This is a genomic window from Candidatus Pelagibacter ubique HTCC1062, from assembly GCF_000012345.1.
GTDB classification, from domain to species: Bacteria; Pseudomonadota; Alphaproteobacteria; order Pelagibacterales; family Pelagibacteraceae; genus Pelagibacter; species Pelagibacter ubiqueversans.
This window is the reverse complement of sequence record NC_007205.1, coordinates 495661-509727: the sequence shown is the minus strand read 5'-3', so window position 1 is coordinate 509727 and position 14067 is coordinate 495661. Positions and strand designations below refer to the sequence as shown.

Below are 14067 nucleotides of genomic sequence, written 5' to 3'. Positions count from 1 at the left end.
ATTAACTAGCAGCGACTTTCTTTTCAACCACTTTTTTATCTACACTTTTTACAACTTTTTTAACTTCAGGTTCAGTCACTTCTTTTTTAACCGTTTCAGCTTCAGTTTTAATAGTTTCTTCAACCTTTTTGTCTGAATCTAGTGGCTTAATAGTTGCAGTTGCAGATGAATTTACTCTAGCCATTCTAAGGCTTTCTTGCTCGTTTTGAACTCTTGTAAAATGATCCGCATGTTGAAAATAATTTTCAGATAAAATTTTATCTTCATTAGCTAAAGCTTCTCTTGCTAAATCATTGTATTTTTCAATAAGTTTAACGGCATTATGATTATTTCTGCCTGGAACTTTTCTTTGAAAATTATCGTTGTTAGAAAATTTTGACCCTTCATTATTACTTCTAAATGGAGGTCTTCTATTATTATTACTTCTAAATGGAGGTCTTCTATTGTTATTACTATTATTACTTCTAAATGTTACCATAATATTTTTTCAATTTAAATTTTAGTGCTGATTACGCAGCGATCATTATTGCCATAATCTTTTATGGCTTTGTTAACGTAAAAACCTTCTTCTTTTAATATTTTTATAACTTTATTTTTTTGATTAAAACCTATCTCTAAAATAAATTTACCATTTTTCTTAATCAGATTATTTGTCTTATTGATTACTTTTCTGATTTTTGAAAAACCATCAAACCCACCACTTAAAGCTAACTTTGGCTCAAAATTAACTACATCTTTTTCCAAATATTTTAAACTTAACTGTTCAATATATGGAGGGTTTGAAACAACGATATCATATTTGCCATTGTTAAAATTGTCAACACTTGAGTGAAAAAACTTTACTCGATTAGTTAAGTTTAGTTGTTTTGCGTTAAATTTGCTTACATTTATACTTTTTTTAGAAATATCTATTCCAGTTCCATAAAAATTAGATCTCTCTTTTAGTATGGATAAAAGAATGCATCCAGATCCAGTTCCTATATCGAGAAGTTGTAAATGATCATCTTTTGAATAAATCTTTAAAACCTGTTCTATTATTAGTTCACTATCAGGTCTTGGAATTAGCACATCTTTATTAACAAAAAATTCATCTTTCCAAAACTCTTTTTTATTTATTAAATAAGCAATTGGTTCACCTTTTTTTCTTCTTTCAATTAAACTTTTAAATTTTCGTAATTGCTCTGAGTTCAAAACTTCTTTAGGATTTAAAATAATATACTTTTTATCTCTTTTAATCGAGTTGGATAATAATATCTCGCTATCAAGTTGAGGATTGGCTATCTTATTTTTTTGTAGGATTTTGATTCCTTCTTTCAGAATATTTTCTATATTCATTTTAATTAAGATTGCTCAATTTTTCTTCTTGTGCTTGCAGCGTTAAATTTTCTACCATTTCATCAAAGGCTTCACCCTCTAAAAAAGCTTCAAGTTTGTGTAGGGTTAGATTAATACGGTGGTCTGTTACTCTTCCTTGTGGAAAATTATATGTTCTAATTCTTTCAGAACGGTCTCCAGTTCCTATTTTGCTTTTTCTATCTTCTGATCTTTCGCCCTCTATTCTTGATCTTTCTAATTCATAAAGTCTTGATCTTAAAATTAACATCCCTTTTGCTTTATTTTTGTGTTGTGATTTTTGATCTTGTTGAGATACAGATAATCCAGTTGGAATATGAGTAATTCTCACGGCACTATCAGTTGTATTAACAGATTGCCCACCTGGGCCACCAGCTCTAAATACATCAATTCTTAAGTCTGAATCATTTATTTTTATATCAACCTCTTCTGCTTCTGGTAGAACAGCCACAGTTGCTGCAGAAGTGTGAACTCTCCCTTGAGTTTCTGTATCTGGAACTCTTTGAACACGATGAACTCCACTTTCATACTTTAATGTTGAATAAATATTTTTCCCCCTAATTGATGCAATAACTTCTTTCAGTCCACCTGCCTCACTCTGAGACATACTTATTAATTCTAATTCCCATTTTTTTTGATGACTAACTTTTTCATACATCTTAAAAAGATCTGCAGCAAATAAACTTGCCTCTAACCCTCCCGTACCTGCTCTTATTTCTATAATTGCATTTTTTTTATCTGCCTCATCTTTTGGTAGTAAAAATAGTTTTAATTTTTTTTCTATAGTTTCGTTTTCTAATTTTAAATCTTTTAATTCTACTTCAGCCATTTCTTTAAACTCATTATCACTATTTGAGTCGCTTAATATTTTCTCCAGATCTTTTTTTTCACCCTCATAAGAAAAATATTTTCTAGCATCATCAATTACTTCGTTTAAATCCGAGTATTCTTTTGATTTTTCGGCAAAAAGTTTTTTATCCACTTCACCTGATGATAGCTCTTTCTCCAAAATAGAATGCTTAGATATTAAATCTTCAATAGTTTTTAGAGGTATCATTGTATTTATAATTTTTTATCAAGTTCAGCAGCTTTTTTTTCAACTTCACTTACAACTCTTGATATTATGTCTTCTGATAAAACTTTTTCACTTTGAATGCCAGATAAATAAAGCATATTATTACCCTTACCGCCTCCAGTAATTCCTATATCTGTCATCGCTGCTTCACCAGGTCCATTAACTACACAGCCAATAATCGATAATGTTAAAGGGGTTTTGATGTGAGCTAGTTTATCTTCTAATATTTTTACCGTGTCAATTACTTGAAATGCTTGTCTTGCACATGACGGACAAGATATAATTTTTACACCTCTATTTCTTAAATTAAGTGACTTTAATATTTCATTACCAATTTTAATTTCTTTAACTGGATCATCAGACAAAGAAATTCTTATAGTATCCCCTATTCCATCCATTAAAAGTGAGCCAAGACCTATTGATGACTTAACACTACCCGATACAAAACCTCCAGCTTCTGTGATCCCTAGGTGTAATGGATAATCTGTAACTTTTGATAGTTGACGATACGCTGCAATAGATAAAAATATATCTGAAGATTTTACACTTATCTTAAAATTAAAAAAATCTTGATCTTCTAAAATCTTAATATTCCTTTGTGCGCTTTCAACTAAAGCTTCTGGGCATGGCTCTTTATATTTTTCTAAAATATCTTTTTCAAGAGAGCCAGCGTTAACACCTATTCTAATAGAACAATCATTATTTTTAGCAGCACTAAGTACATCGTGTATTTTTAATTTATCACCAATATTTCCTGGATTAATTCTTAAACATTTTGCTCCATTTTCAGCTGCTTCTATGGCTCTTTTATAGTGAAAATGAATATCAGCAATTATTGGAACAGATACATGTTTTGTAATTTCTTTAAGAGCTAATGAAGACTCTTCATCTGGGCAAGAAACTCTAACCAAATCTGCACCCTCTTCATGAATATCATTAATTTGTTTTATTGTGGCCTGAATATCGGTTGTTAAGGTATTGGTCATTGATTGAACAGAAATAGGATTGTCACCACCTATTTTTACATCACCAACATTTATTACTTTTGTTTTTTTTCTATGAATGTCTCTAAATGGTCTTAAGCTCATAAGTTAATCTAACTTAAATTCTTTGTGAAGCACTGCTACTGCTTTTTTTATCTGTTTATTTGAAATTAAAACTGAAATTTTAATTTCAGAAGTTGAAATAACCATTATGTTAATCTTTTTTGAAGCCAAAGCTTGGAACATTCTATAGGTAATTCCTGGTGTTGTAATCATACCCACACCAATAATAGATACTTTTGAAACATTATTGTCATACGTAAGTTTTCTAAATGAAATTCTTTTATTTTGTTTAATTATTTTTTCTGTTTTTTTTACATCCTCAGATTTAATTGTAAAAGTTAAGTCTGTTTCTTTTCCATTTAAAGAAATATTTTGAACTACCATATCAACATTAATTTGATTAAGTGATAATGGTTTAAAAACAGCAGCTGCTACTCCTGGTCTGTCCTTAACACCTACAATCGTAACTTTAGAATCATTTTTTGTAGAAGTAATTCCAGTTATTATTTGATTACTGAAGGTTTTTTTTGTACCAGTTATTAATGTGCCTTTCTTTTTTTGAAATGAAGATTTAACTGAAAAATTAATATTATTTAGTTTTGCATCTTGCACAGATGTAGGTTGCATAACCTTTGCGCCTAATGATGCCATCTCTAACATTTCATCATAGGAAATTTTATGAATTTTCTTGGCTTTAGAATGATTTCTTGGATCTGTAGTATAAACACCATCTACATCAGTGTAGATATCACACGCATCAGTATTAAAAAATTTTGCAAGCATTATTGCTGATGCATCAGTTCCACCTCTGCCCAGTGTTGTAAGTCTATTTTCTAAGTTAATGCCTTGAAAACCAGTTATGATAGGTATTCCACCTGATTTCATGAAACTAAGTATTTTTCCTTTATTGATTTTGCTAATTCTTGAAGAGCTATAAGGTCCTTCTGTAATAATTGGTAGCTGCCAAGACATCCATGATCTAGCTTTAAAACCAAGGTGTTTTAATCTACCAGCAATTAATGCACAAGTTGCTTGCTCTCCTGTTGCTAACAAAACATCATATTCTGCTGCATCAAAGGTATTACTTAATTCTTTTGTTTTTTTTATTAATTCATTGGTTGTGCCACTCATTGCAGATGAAACCACAATGACACCCATTTTCTTCTTTTTGTAAGAGGAAATAATTTTTGCTACGCTCTTTATTCTATCTATACTTCCAACGGAGGTTCCACCGAACTTTAATACAACAGTTTTCATTGATAATTTTGTAATTTATATTTGATAAAATACATCTTAATTGTTATGTCCACAAGTTATCTATTATGAATTCAATAAATAAAAAAGAAATTGAGAAATTTTCCAAAATTGCTGAAGAATGGTGGGATCCTAATGGTAAATTCAAACCATTGCATAATTTTAATCCAATAAGAATTAGATATATAAAAGAAAATATTATCAAAGATTTTAAAATTAGATCATCTGATAAGCCGTTAAAAAATATTAAATTACTTGATATTGGTTGTGGTGGGGGGTTATTATCTGAACCGATGTGCAGACTAGGAGCAAGTGTTGTTGGCATTGATGCATCAAAGAAAAATATTGAAGTTGCAAAATTTCATGCAAAAAAAAATAAACTTAAGATTGACTATAAAGTTGCATCTCCAGAGATGTTAAAAGATAAAAAAAAATTTGATGTAATTTTGAACATGGAAATAGTTGAACATGTTAATGATATAGACTTTTTTATTAAAGAAAGTTCAAAATTATTGAAAAAAAATGGAATAATGTTTATCGCAACCCTTAACAAAACATTAAAATCTTATGTATTTGCAATAGTGGGTGCTGAATATATTTTAAAATGGCTTCCAATTGGAACACATGATTGGGAAAAATTTGTTAAACCTAGTGAGCTAATAGATATAAGTAAAAAAAACAATCTATCTCTTAAAAAATTAGATGGAATGAATTTTAATATATTAGATAATAGCTGGAAAGTAACAAATGATACTTCTGTTAATTATATTACAAAATTTATAAAAAATTAGTTCGTAGTATCTTTTATCCAAGGCAGTATTTCTGCTTTTATACCCTCTTCCTTTAATTCGTTAAGATCTTTTTTTGTTGCGGTACCATAAATACCTTTGGCTTTTTTTTTGTCTTTATAATGTAGAGACCTTGCCTCATAAGCAAAATTTTCTCCCACATATTCAAAATTTTTTTTTATAAATTCTTGATATTTATAAATTGTTTTTTTTATTTCTTTATATTTTTCACTGGATGAATCAATGTCTGTTAAAATATTTTTTGAAGTACTCACATTAGGAGACATCAAGCCCTTTCCAACATTTAAAGAATTACAAAAATGACAATTTAAGAATTTTTTCTTTTTAAGTTTTTCATATTCCTTGGACGATGAAAACCAACTATCAAAAGTAGTTTCACAATCTTTACATATGAGCTTGTATTTGATCATGGTTTATAGTTAATAGTTAATAAAGTTAATTCAATATCAAATTAGCTTCTATAATCAGCATTAATCTCAATATATTTTTTTGTTAAATCCATTGTGTAAGCAGTAAAACTTTTTGATCCCATATTTAAATCTACTGAAATATCTATTGATTGACTTTTCATATAGTTAGTCGCTTCATTTTCTTTATAATATTTAAAAATTTGTCCTTTTTCTATAATCTTAATACCACCAAAGTTTATTGCTAATTTTTTTAAATCTATTTTCACTCCAGATTTTCCTATGGCCATTATTATTCTACCCCAATTTGGATCTTCTCCTGCGATGGCTGTTTTAACAAGATTTGAATTCGCAATAGAAAAAGCTATTACTCTTGCTTCTTTCTCACTTTTTGATTTAACTATATTGATTGTAATAAATTTAGTAGCTCCTTCACCATCCTTAACCACTCTTTTTGACAAATTTAATAATACTGAATGTAGGGCTTTATCAAAACTAAATATCTTTTTATCATTAATATTATTAATGATTGAGTTTTTTACTTTTCCTGTTGAAAAAATAGAAACCATATCATTAGTACTAGTGTCACCATCGCAACTAATTGCATTAAAAGTTGTATTAATATTTTTCTTTAATAGTTTGTTTAAAATATCGTTTGAAAGATCTGCATCTGTAAAAACATAACCTAATGTGGTCGCCATGTTTGGAAAAATCATTCCTGATCCTTTAGCAATCCCATAAATCTTAACATTTTTATTTCCTATTTTGCATTCCTCCATAGAAATTTTTGGCTGTAGGTCTGTTGTCATTATGCCTAATGCAGCTTTCATCCAGGTAAATTTATTTTGTGTATATTTAATTTTTTTGATTAATTCTGGAATGTTCTTTTTAATTTTTTCAGTTGGATATTTTTCTCCAATTGTCCCTGTGCATCCAAAAAGTACTTGATTTGATGATATCTTCTTTGGAAAATCTTCGTCTTCAGTTTGTTTTTTTGTTAATTGTAATGCTGCTTCTTCTGCTATTTCTTTTAAACCTTTGTAACCATCTGATCCTGTAAATGCATTAGCATTTCTAGTATTAATAATTAGAGAGCTTATTTTTTTACTTTTAATATTTAAATTCCACTTAATGTTCTCTGAAACTATTTTTGATTGTGTATAAACAGATGCATAGTTTGCCCCGTCTCTAAAATAAAACATAACCAAATCATCCCTGGGTTTGCTGTATAAATTTGCACAAACTGTGGATATTGAAACTCCATCTAGATGTTCTAAATCTTGAAAGTCACTATTTTTTGACTTTAAATTTAGTGAGTTTATAAAGTTTTTAACGTTTATTGGCATGTGTTTAAAATATTTATTTAATACTTATATTAAAAGTTATAATTAATTATATACCAGAAAATTAAATGCTTAATCCCTTAAATTTTATCACAAAGTTTATTAAATCTAGCAATCAAAAAGAGCTCGATAGAATTAACAAAATAGTTGTAAAAGTTAACTCCTTAGAAGCTTCTGTTAAAAACCTTAGTGACGAAGACTTTCCTAAAAAAACTACAGAATTGAAAGATAAACTTAAAAATGGTGAAAATTTAGACACCCTATTGCCTGAAGCTTTTGCACTTGTGAGAGAGGCTTCTAAGAGAACAAGAAATGAGAGACATCATGATGTTCAAATACTTGGAGGTGTTGTGCTTCACGAGGGCAAAATTGCAGAAATGAGAACTGGTGAAGGTAAAACTTTAACAATAAGTCTAGCTGCTTATTTAAATGCTCTGACAGAAGAAGGGGTGCATATAGTTACTGTAAATGACTATCTTGCAAAAAGAGACTCGCAAGAAATGGGGGAGATATATAAATTTTTAGGATTAACTTTTGGTTTTATAAATAATGACCAAGATGATCTTGAAAGAAAAAAAAATTATAATTTTGATATTACATATGCAACTAATAGTGAATTAGGGTTTGATTATCTTAGAGATAATATGAAATTTTCAAAAGAACAAATGGTTCAAAGAGGACATGTTTATACTATTGTGGATGAAATAGATTCTTGTTTAATTGATGAGGCTAGAACGCCACTTGTAATATCGGGAGCTGCTGAAGACAAAACAGAACAATATCTTGCGATTGACAAACTTATAAAAAGATTATTACCAGAACATTATGAGATTGATGAAAAAGATAGAAATATATTGCTTACCAATGAGGGAATAAATAATGTAGAAAAAATATTCTCTGATGCTGGAATTCTAAAAAATAATAACTTTTATGACCCTGAAAACTTAAGTTTAGTTCATCATGTAAATCAATCTTTAAGAGCTCATCATCTATTTGAAAAAGGAAAGGATTATATTGTTAAAGATGGAACATTAAAAATTATTGACGAACTTACTGGTAGAATATTAGAGGGAAGAAGATTTGGAGATGGCTTACACCAAGCACTTGAAGCCAAAGAAAGAATAGATGTTCAAGCTGAAAATCAAACTCTAGCATCAATAACTTATCAAAATTACTTCAAGCTCTATAATAAAATTTCAGGATGTACTGGAACTGCAGCAACTGAATCTCAGGAGTTTTATGAAATATATAATTTAGTTGTGGTTATCATCCCTACAAATAAAGAAATGATTAGAAAAGATTGGAATGATCAAATTTTTAGAACTGAAGAAGAAAAAAATAAAGCTATCATTGAAAAAGTTCTGGAGTGTCACAAGCAAGGTCAGCCTATATTAGTTTTCACTTCTAGCATTAATAAATCAGAAATTTATTCAAAATTACTAAATGATGAAAAAATTAAACATGTAGTTTTAAATGCAAAAAATCATGAAAATGAAGCTGAAATCATTGCAAATGCTGGAAAAATGAATTCAGTTATAATCACAACAAGTATCTCGGGTAGAGGTGTTGATATCCAGTTAGGTGGAAAAAAAGGAAGTCAACCTGATGATGAACTTTTAGAAAATAAAAATAAAATAAAATCACTCGGTGGACTATTTGTTATTGGTACAGAAAGAATGGAATCTAGAAGAGTTGATAACCAAGCCAGAGGAAGAGCTGGTAGACAGGGTGATGAAGGAAGTTCAATTTTTTATGTTAGTTTAGAAGATGACTTAATGAGAATTTTTGGTTCAGAATCTATGAATAATATTCTTCAAAAATTAGGCTTAAAAGATGGAGAAAGTATTGATCACCCCTGGATTAATAAAGCACTTGAAAGGGCACAACAAAAAGTTGAGGCTAGAAATTTTGATATAAGAAAAAATTTATTAAAATTTGATGACGTGTTAAATGATCAAAGACATGTAATATTCTCTCAAAGGAATGGCGTGATGAATAGTGAAAAAGTTTTTGATTATTCAGATGAATTCTTATCTGAAATTATTAGTCATCTAATCAGCTTAAAAACACAGAAACTATCAACAACTAAAAATAATGAATTTAATAATCAGTTAAAAACTTTACTAGGAAAAAGTGTTGATGATAATGAATTTAAAAATGTTACTGAATTAAAAGATGAAGAGTTCAAAAATAAAATTAATTCTAAATTTTTAGAAGCAAGAAATGAAAGAATTAAAATGTTGGATGAAGAAAAAGCAAAAGAAGTTGAAAAAAGAATTTTTCTTCAGTGTATAGATTTAAACTGGAAGTCACATATTCAATATCTTGAACAACTAAGACAAGTTATTGGCCTAAGATCTTATGGTCAAAGAGATCCATTAGTTGAGTATAAAAAAGAAGCCTTTTTTCTTTTCGAAAACTTATTGAATAAATTGAAAATGGATTTTGTTACAATTTTAATAAATTTAAAAATAGTTCAAGAACCTAGTGAAAGTATTTCAAGACCATTAAAAAAAGAAACATCTAACGATCCAAATTGTTTACTAATAAAAAGAAAAAATGAAAAAATTTCAAGAAATGAGAAATGTGAAGCTACAGGTAAAAAGTTTAAAAACTGTTGTGGGGCCTTATAAAGAAAATATAAAATAGCCCAATAAAACTATTACTCCAAATAAAACTGCTAAATTTAACTTTGATTTAAAGAAGTTTTTAATAAATAAATTAACCTTACTTTCTTTCATGCTGAGTGTACTTAGATCGTCTATTTGATTTACGAAACCTTTAGATCTTCCAATAGTTAAAAATTTATTTTTTCTATGATTAAAAATTTCTTCTCCACTCATGTTAAAAAATTCATTCAAATTTTTTTCAATCGATTTTCTTACGTTATCTAATATTAGGTCTCTATCTCTGTGGGCACCACCAATTGGCTCTGGAATAATTTCATCAATTACTTTTAGTTCTAAAAGGTCTTTTGAAGACAATTTCATAGCTTTTGCTGCTTCTAAAGTTCTTTTAGGGTCTCTCCATAAAATGGTGGCACAGCCCTCTGGAGATATTACTGAGTAAATTGCATTTTCTAACATGATTACCTTGTTAGATGAAGCAAGTGCTATTGCCCCTCCTGATCCACCTTCTCCAATAACAATCGCAAGAGTTGGGACGTTTAAAGACATACAACACTCAATTGATTTTGCAATTGCCTCTGCTTGACCTCTTTCTTCCGCCCCTACACCAGGGTAAGCTCCGGGTGTGTCTATAAAAGAAATTATCGGAATGTTAAATTTATTTGCTAATTTCATTAATCTAATTGTTTTTCTGTAACCTTCAGGTCTCATCATTCCAAAATTTCTTTCAATTCTACTTTCAAGGCTGTCCCCTTTTTCTTGACCAATAACTAAGACAGATTTTTCATCAAATTTTGCAAATCCTGCTAATACGGATTTGTCTTCTCCATAATATCTATCACCTGACAGTGGGATAAAATCCTCAAATAAATTATCAATAAAAAATTTTGCTTTAGGTCTATCTTCATGTCTTGCAACTAGAGTAGTTTGCCAGGGGTCTAAGTTAGAGTAAATCTCTTGTAGTTTATTATCTATCTCTTTTTGAGACTCAGATATTTTTTTGGTATCTACTTCCGAAAGACCATCTTGATTATAAGGGTCTTTAAGTTTGTCTATTTCTATCTCTAAATTTTTAATATCTGTTTCAAAATTTAAATAATTTTTCATATGATTGTTTAATTATTAATTAATTAAGAAAAAAGGCAATAAAATGTTTTAAATAATTTATATTTGACATAATTCTATTAAAAGGTACTCTTAATTGATATCGGGAGAGACTATTAAATAATAGCGCCGAAGGAGCAACCACCCCGGAAACTCTCAGGCAAATGGACCGATAACAAACATAACACTCTGGAAAGAGATTTATCTCGCCGATGGAGCAAAACTCTCAGGCAAAAATACAGATGGGGTAAAATGGGTGCTATGAAAGAACAATATACAAAAATACACAATCTATCAGTTTCTAATAAATTGCTTAACTTCGTTAATGAAGAGCTGCTTAAAGATACAAATATTTCTTCTGAAAAATTCTGGGAAGGCTTCGACCAAGTAGTTCATGAGCTAGCCCCAAAAAATAAAGAGCTATTAAAAATAAGAGAAGATTTACAAAAAAAAATAGACGATTGGCATATTGCAAATAAAGGAAATGAAATCAATCTAGAGGAGTATAAAAAATTTTTAAAAGAAATTGATTATTTAAAAGAAGTAGGCCCTGATTTTAAGATCAAAACAAATAATGTTGATGAAGAAATAACTAGTATTGCTGGACCTCAATTAGTAGTTCCAATCATGAATGAAAGGTATGCACTGAATGCAGCTAATGCTAGATGGATGAGTTTATATGACAGTTTATATGGTACAGATGTAATCGATCAATCTGAGGATAGTCCCACTCAAAGATACGATCCTTTAAGAGGAGAAATGGTTATAAAATATGGAAGAGACTTTTTAGAAAAATATTTTCCTCTAGAAAATTTTGAATGGCATAATATTACAGCCTTTAAAATTGATAATGGCTCTTTAACAGTATTAAAAGATAGTAATAAATCATCTTTAAAAAATAAAGATAAATATATTGGTCATAGAGGAGAGGCCAATGATCCATCAGCAATAATTTTAAAAAATAATAATCTTCATATAGAAATAATTATAGACCCAAATGCTTTTAGCGCTCAACAAGATCCTGCTAAAATTAGTGATATTATTGTTGAAGCTGCAGTTTCAACTATTTGTGATAATGAAGATAGTGTTGCTGCAGTAGATGCTGATGACAAAGTTATTTGTTATCGTAATTGGCTTGGACTTATGAAAGGTGATTTGAAATCAACTTTTGAAAAAAATGGAAAGACTTATGAGCGTAAATTAAATCCCGACAGAAGTTATATTTCTAAAGATGGAAAAGGATTAAAGCTACATGGAAGAAGTTTATTATTGGTAAGGAATGTTGGACACCTTATGACTAACTCAGCAATCACTTTAAAAGATGGTTCTGAAATACCAGAAGGTATTATGGATGCCTTTATAACTTCAGCAGCTTGCCTTCATGATATTAAAAAAAAAGGTAATTCTAGAACTGGTTCTATTTATATTGTTAAACCAAAAATGCATGGTCCTGATGAAACCTCATTTACTGATTTAATTTTTACTAAAGTTGAAGAAGTTTTAGGATTGGAAAAATACACTTGTAAAATTGGAATTATGGATGAAGAGAGAAGAACCTCATCTAATTTAAAAGAGTGTATTAGAACACTTCAAAATAGAGTATTTTTTATTAATACTGGTTTTTTAGATCGTACTGGTGATGAAATGCATACTTCAATGGAAGCTGGTCCTATGATTAAAAAAGGAGATATGAAATCTTCTAAATGGATTGGGGCATATGAAAATAACAATGTAGACATAGGTCTTCAATGTGGTCTTTCTGGTAAGGCTCAAATTGGCAAAGGAATGTGGGCTATGCCGGACAAAATGAAAGAGATGATGGAACAAAAAACTAGCCATCTAAATGCTGGTGCAAATTGTGCTTGGGTTCCCTCACCTACAGCGGCAGCTCTTCATGCTCTTCATTATCATGAAATAAATATTTTTGAGAAACAGAAAGAAATTCAAAAAAGAGAATCTGCAAAACTGGATGATTTGTTAACAATTCCTGTAGCAGACAGACCAAACTGGTCAATGGAAGAAATTAACTCCGAAATTTCCAATTCTGCACAAACTCTTTTAGGGTATGTCGTCAGATGGATAGATCATGGAGTTGGCTGTTCAAAGGTACCTGATATTAATAATGTTGGTTTGATGGAGGATAGAGCCACTTTAAGAATTTCTTCTCAACATATAGCTAATTGGATACATCACGATATTTGTACAAAATCACAAGTTATGGAAGTAATGAAAAAAATGGCAAAAATTGTTGATGATCAAAATAAAAATGATGGTGCCTATACTCGCTCCGGAAGAGGAAGCTACGAAATGATGTCTGAAAATTTTGAGCAATCAATTGCTTTTAAGACAGCTTGTGATTTAATCTTTAAAGGTAAAGAGCAACCTTCGGGTTACACAGAACCGTTATTACATCTAAATCGATTATTAAAGAAATCTAGTCAGAATTAGTTTTAATTCCAGTTCTGTTTTTAAAAGCTGAATATAAAGTTCCATCATCGAGACTTTCTATTTCGCCACCAACAGGAAGTCCTTGAGCAAGTTTTGTAACCTTAGTAGAAGTTTTTTTTAAACTATCCTCTATGTAATAAGCGGTAGTTTGACCTTCTACTGTTGCACTTGTTGCTAGTATAACTTCTTCAATATTTTCTCTTGAAACTCTTTCTACTAATGAATTAATCAAAAGATCTTCTTTTCTCTGGCCAGCAGAAGAAATAGTGCCACCAAGAATATGAAAGTAGCCTTTATAGATATTAGAATTTTCAATTGACCATTGATCTGCAATGTCTTCAACTACACATATTTTATTATATTTTTCTTTTGAATTTTCACAATTGTTACAGCCTAATGAATTAGATTTTAAAGTACCACAAGATTGACACCTAATAACATTTTTATAAACTTGCGCCAAAGTGTTTGCCATTGGTTTTACAAGTTCATCCCTATTATTAATAAGTTTTAAAACAATTCTTTTTGCAGATTTAGGACCTAAGCCAGGAAGTTTAGAAATTAATTTAATTAACTCTTCTATCTCATTAATATTTTGCATATT

The 14067-nt window shown here is 29.5% G+C and carries 12 protein-coding genes and 1 riboswitch; of the genes, 3 read left to right on the top strand and 9 right to left on the bottom strand.

What is annotated here, in order from left to right; translation table 11 throughout:
* Nucleotide 1 precedes the first annotated feature (1 nt).
* From SAR11_RS02630 to SAR11_RS02610, 5 genes are read right to left on the bottom strand one after another with little or no spacing between them, the layout of a single operon-like run.
* Nucleotides 2–478 (bottom strand): DUF4167 domain-containing protein, encoded by a 477-nt coding sequence (locus SAR11_RS02630; RefSeq protein ID WP_011281771.1) that lies wholly within the window; start codon nucleotides 476–478, stop codon nucleotides 2–4.
* Between the two features lie 14 nt (nucleotides 479–492).
* Nucleotides 493–1335, bottom strand: a complete 843-nt coding sequence (gene prmC, locus SAR11_RS02625) for a peptide chain release factor N(5)-glutamine methyltransferase (protein WP_011281770.1) — start codon at nucleotides 1333–1335, stop codon at nucleotides 493–495.
* A 1-nt stretch (nucleotide 1336) separates the two neighbouring features.
* Complete coding sequence (gene prfA / locus SAR11_RS02620; RefSeq protein ID WP_011281769.1) at nucleotides 1337–2410, bottom strand: peptide chain release factor 1; 1074 nt, start codon at nucleotides 2408–2410, stop codon at nucleotides 1337–1339.
* A 5-nt stretch (nucleotides 2411–2415) separates the two neighbouring features.
* On the bottom strand, nucleotides 2416–3516 hold the full coding sequence (gene ispG, locus SAR11_RS02615) for a flavodoxin-dependent (E)-4-hydroxy-3-methylbut-2-enyl-diphosphate synthase (protein ID WP_011281768.1): 1101 nt from the start codon (nucleotides 3514–3516) through the stop codon (nucleotides 2416–2418).
* A gap of 3 nt (nucleotides 3517–3519) precedes the next feature.
* Nucleotides 3520–4731, bottom strand: a complete 1212-nt coding sequence (locus SAR11_RS02610; RefSeq protein WP_006997387.1) for an aspartate kinase — start codon at nucleotides 4729–4731, stop codon at nucleotides 3520–3522.
* A gap of 65 nt (nucleotides 4732–4796) precedes the next feature.
* Between SAR11_RS02610 and ubiG the strand changes: the two genes are divergently transcribed.
* Nucleotides 4797–5519, top strand: a complete 723-nt coding sequence (ubiG, locus tag SAR11_RS02605; protein ID WP_011281767.1) for a bifunctional 2-polyprenyl-6-hydroxyphenol methylase/3-demethylubiquinol 3-O-methyltransferase UbiG — start codon at nucleotides 4797–4799, stop codon at nucleotides 5517–5519.
* On the opposite strand, the gene SAR11_RS02600 is transcribed toward ubiG, so the two are convergent.
* Both SAR11_RS02600 and argJ read right to left on the bottom strand, forming a co-directional pair.
* Nucleotides 5516–5947, bottom strand: a complete 432-nt coding sequence (locus SAR11_RS02600; RefSeq protein ID WP_011281766.1) for a DUF1178 family protein — start codon at nucleotides 5945–5947, stop codon at nucleotides 5516–5518. The two genes, ubiG and SAR11_RS02600, sit on opposite strands and share 4 nt — an antisense overlap.
* Nucleotides 5948–5988: 41 nt before the next feature.
* The gene (gene argJ / locus SAR11_RS02595) at nucleotides 5989–7290 is read right to left on the bottom strand and encodes a bifunctional glutamate N-acetyltransferase/amino-acid acetyltransferase ArgJ (protein WP_011281765.1); all 1302 of its coding nucleotides are present in this window, start codon (nucleotides 7288–7290) and stop codon (nucleotides 5989–5991) included.
* Between the two features lie 65 nt (nucleotides 7291–7355).
* Here argJ and secA point away from each other — a divergent pair, with 65 nt between their 5' ends.
* Complete coding sequence (secA, locus tag SAR11_RS02590) at nucleotides 7356–9920, top strand: preprotein translocase subunit SecA (RefSeq protein WP_011281764.1); 2565 nt, start codon at nucleotides 7356–7358, stop codon at nucleotides 9918–9920.
* Here secA and SAR11_RS02585 read toward each other — a convergent pair.
* Nucleotides 9915–11021 carry an acetyl-CoA carboxylase carboxyltransferase subunit alpha gene (locus SAR11_RS02585; protein ID WP_011281763.1) on the bottom strand — a complete coding sequence of 369 codons (1107 nt, stop codon included), beginning with the start codon at nucleotides 11019–11021 and terminating at the stop codon, nucleotides 9915–9917. The genes secA and SAR11_RS02585 overlap by 6 nt on opposite strands.
* Nucleotides 11022–11112: 91 nt before the next feature.
* Nucleotides 11113–11200, top strand: a riboswitch (glycine riboswitch).
* A gap of 70 nt (nucleotides 11201–11270) precedes the next feature.
* Between SAR11_RS02585 and SAR11_RS02580 the strand changes: the two genes are divergently transcribed.
* Nucleotides 11271–13466 (top strand): malate synthase G, encoded by a 2196-nt coding sequence (locus SAR11_RS02580; RefSeq protein WP_011281762.1) that lies wholly within the window; start codon nucleotides 11271–11273, stop codon nucleotides 13464–13466.
* Here the strand turns inward: SAR11_RS02580 and recR are convergent.
* Nucleotides 13453–14064 (bottom strand): recombination mediator RecR, encoded by a 612-nt coding sequence (gene recR / locus SAR11_RS02575; protein ID WP_006997394.1) that lies wholly within the window; start codon nucleotides 14062–14064, stop codon nucleotides 13453–13455. The genes SAR11_RS02580 and recR overlap by 14 nt on opposite strands.
* Between the last annotated feature and the right edge of the window lie 3 nt (nucleotides 14065–14067).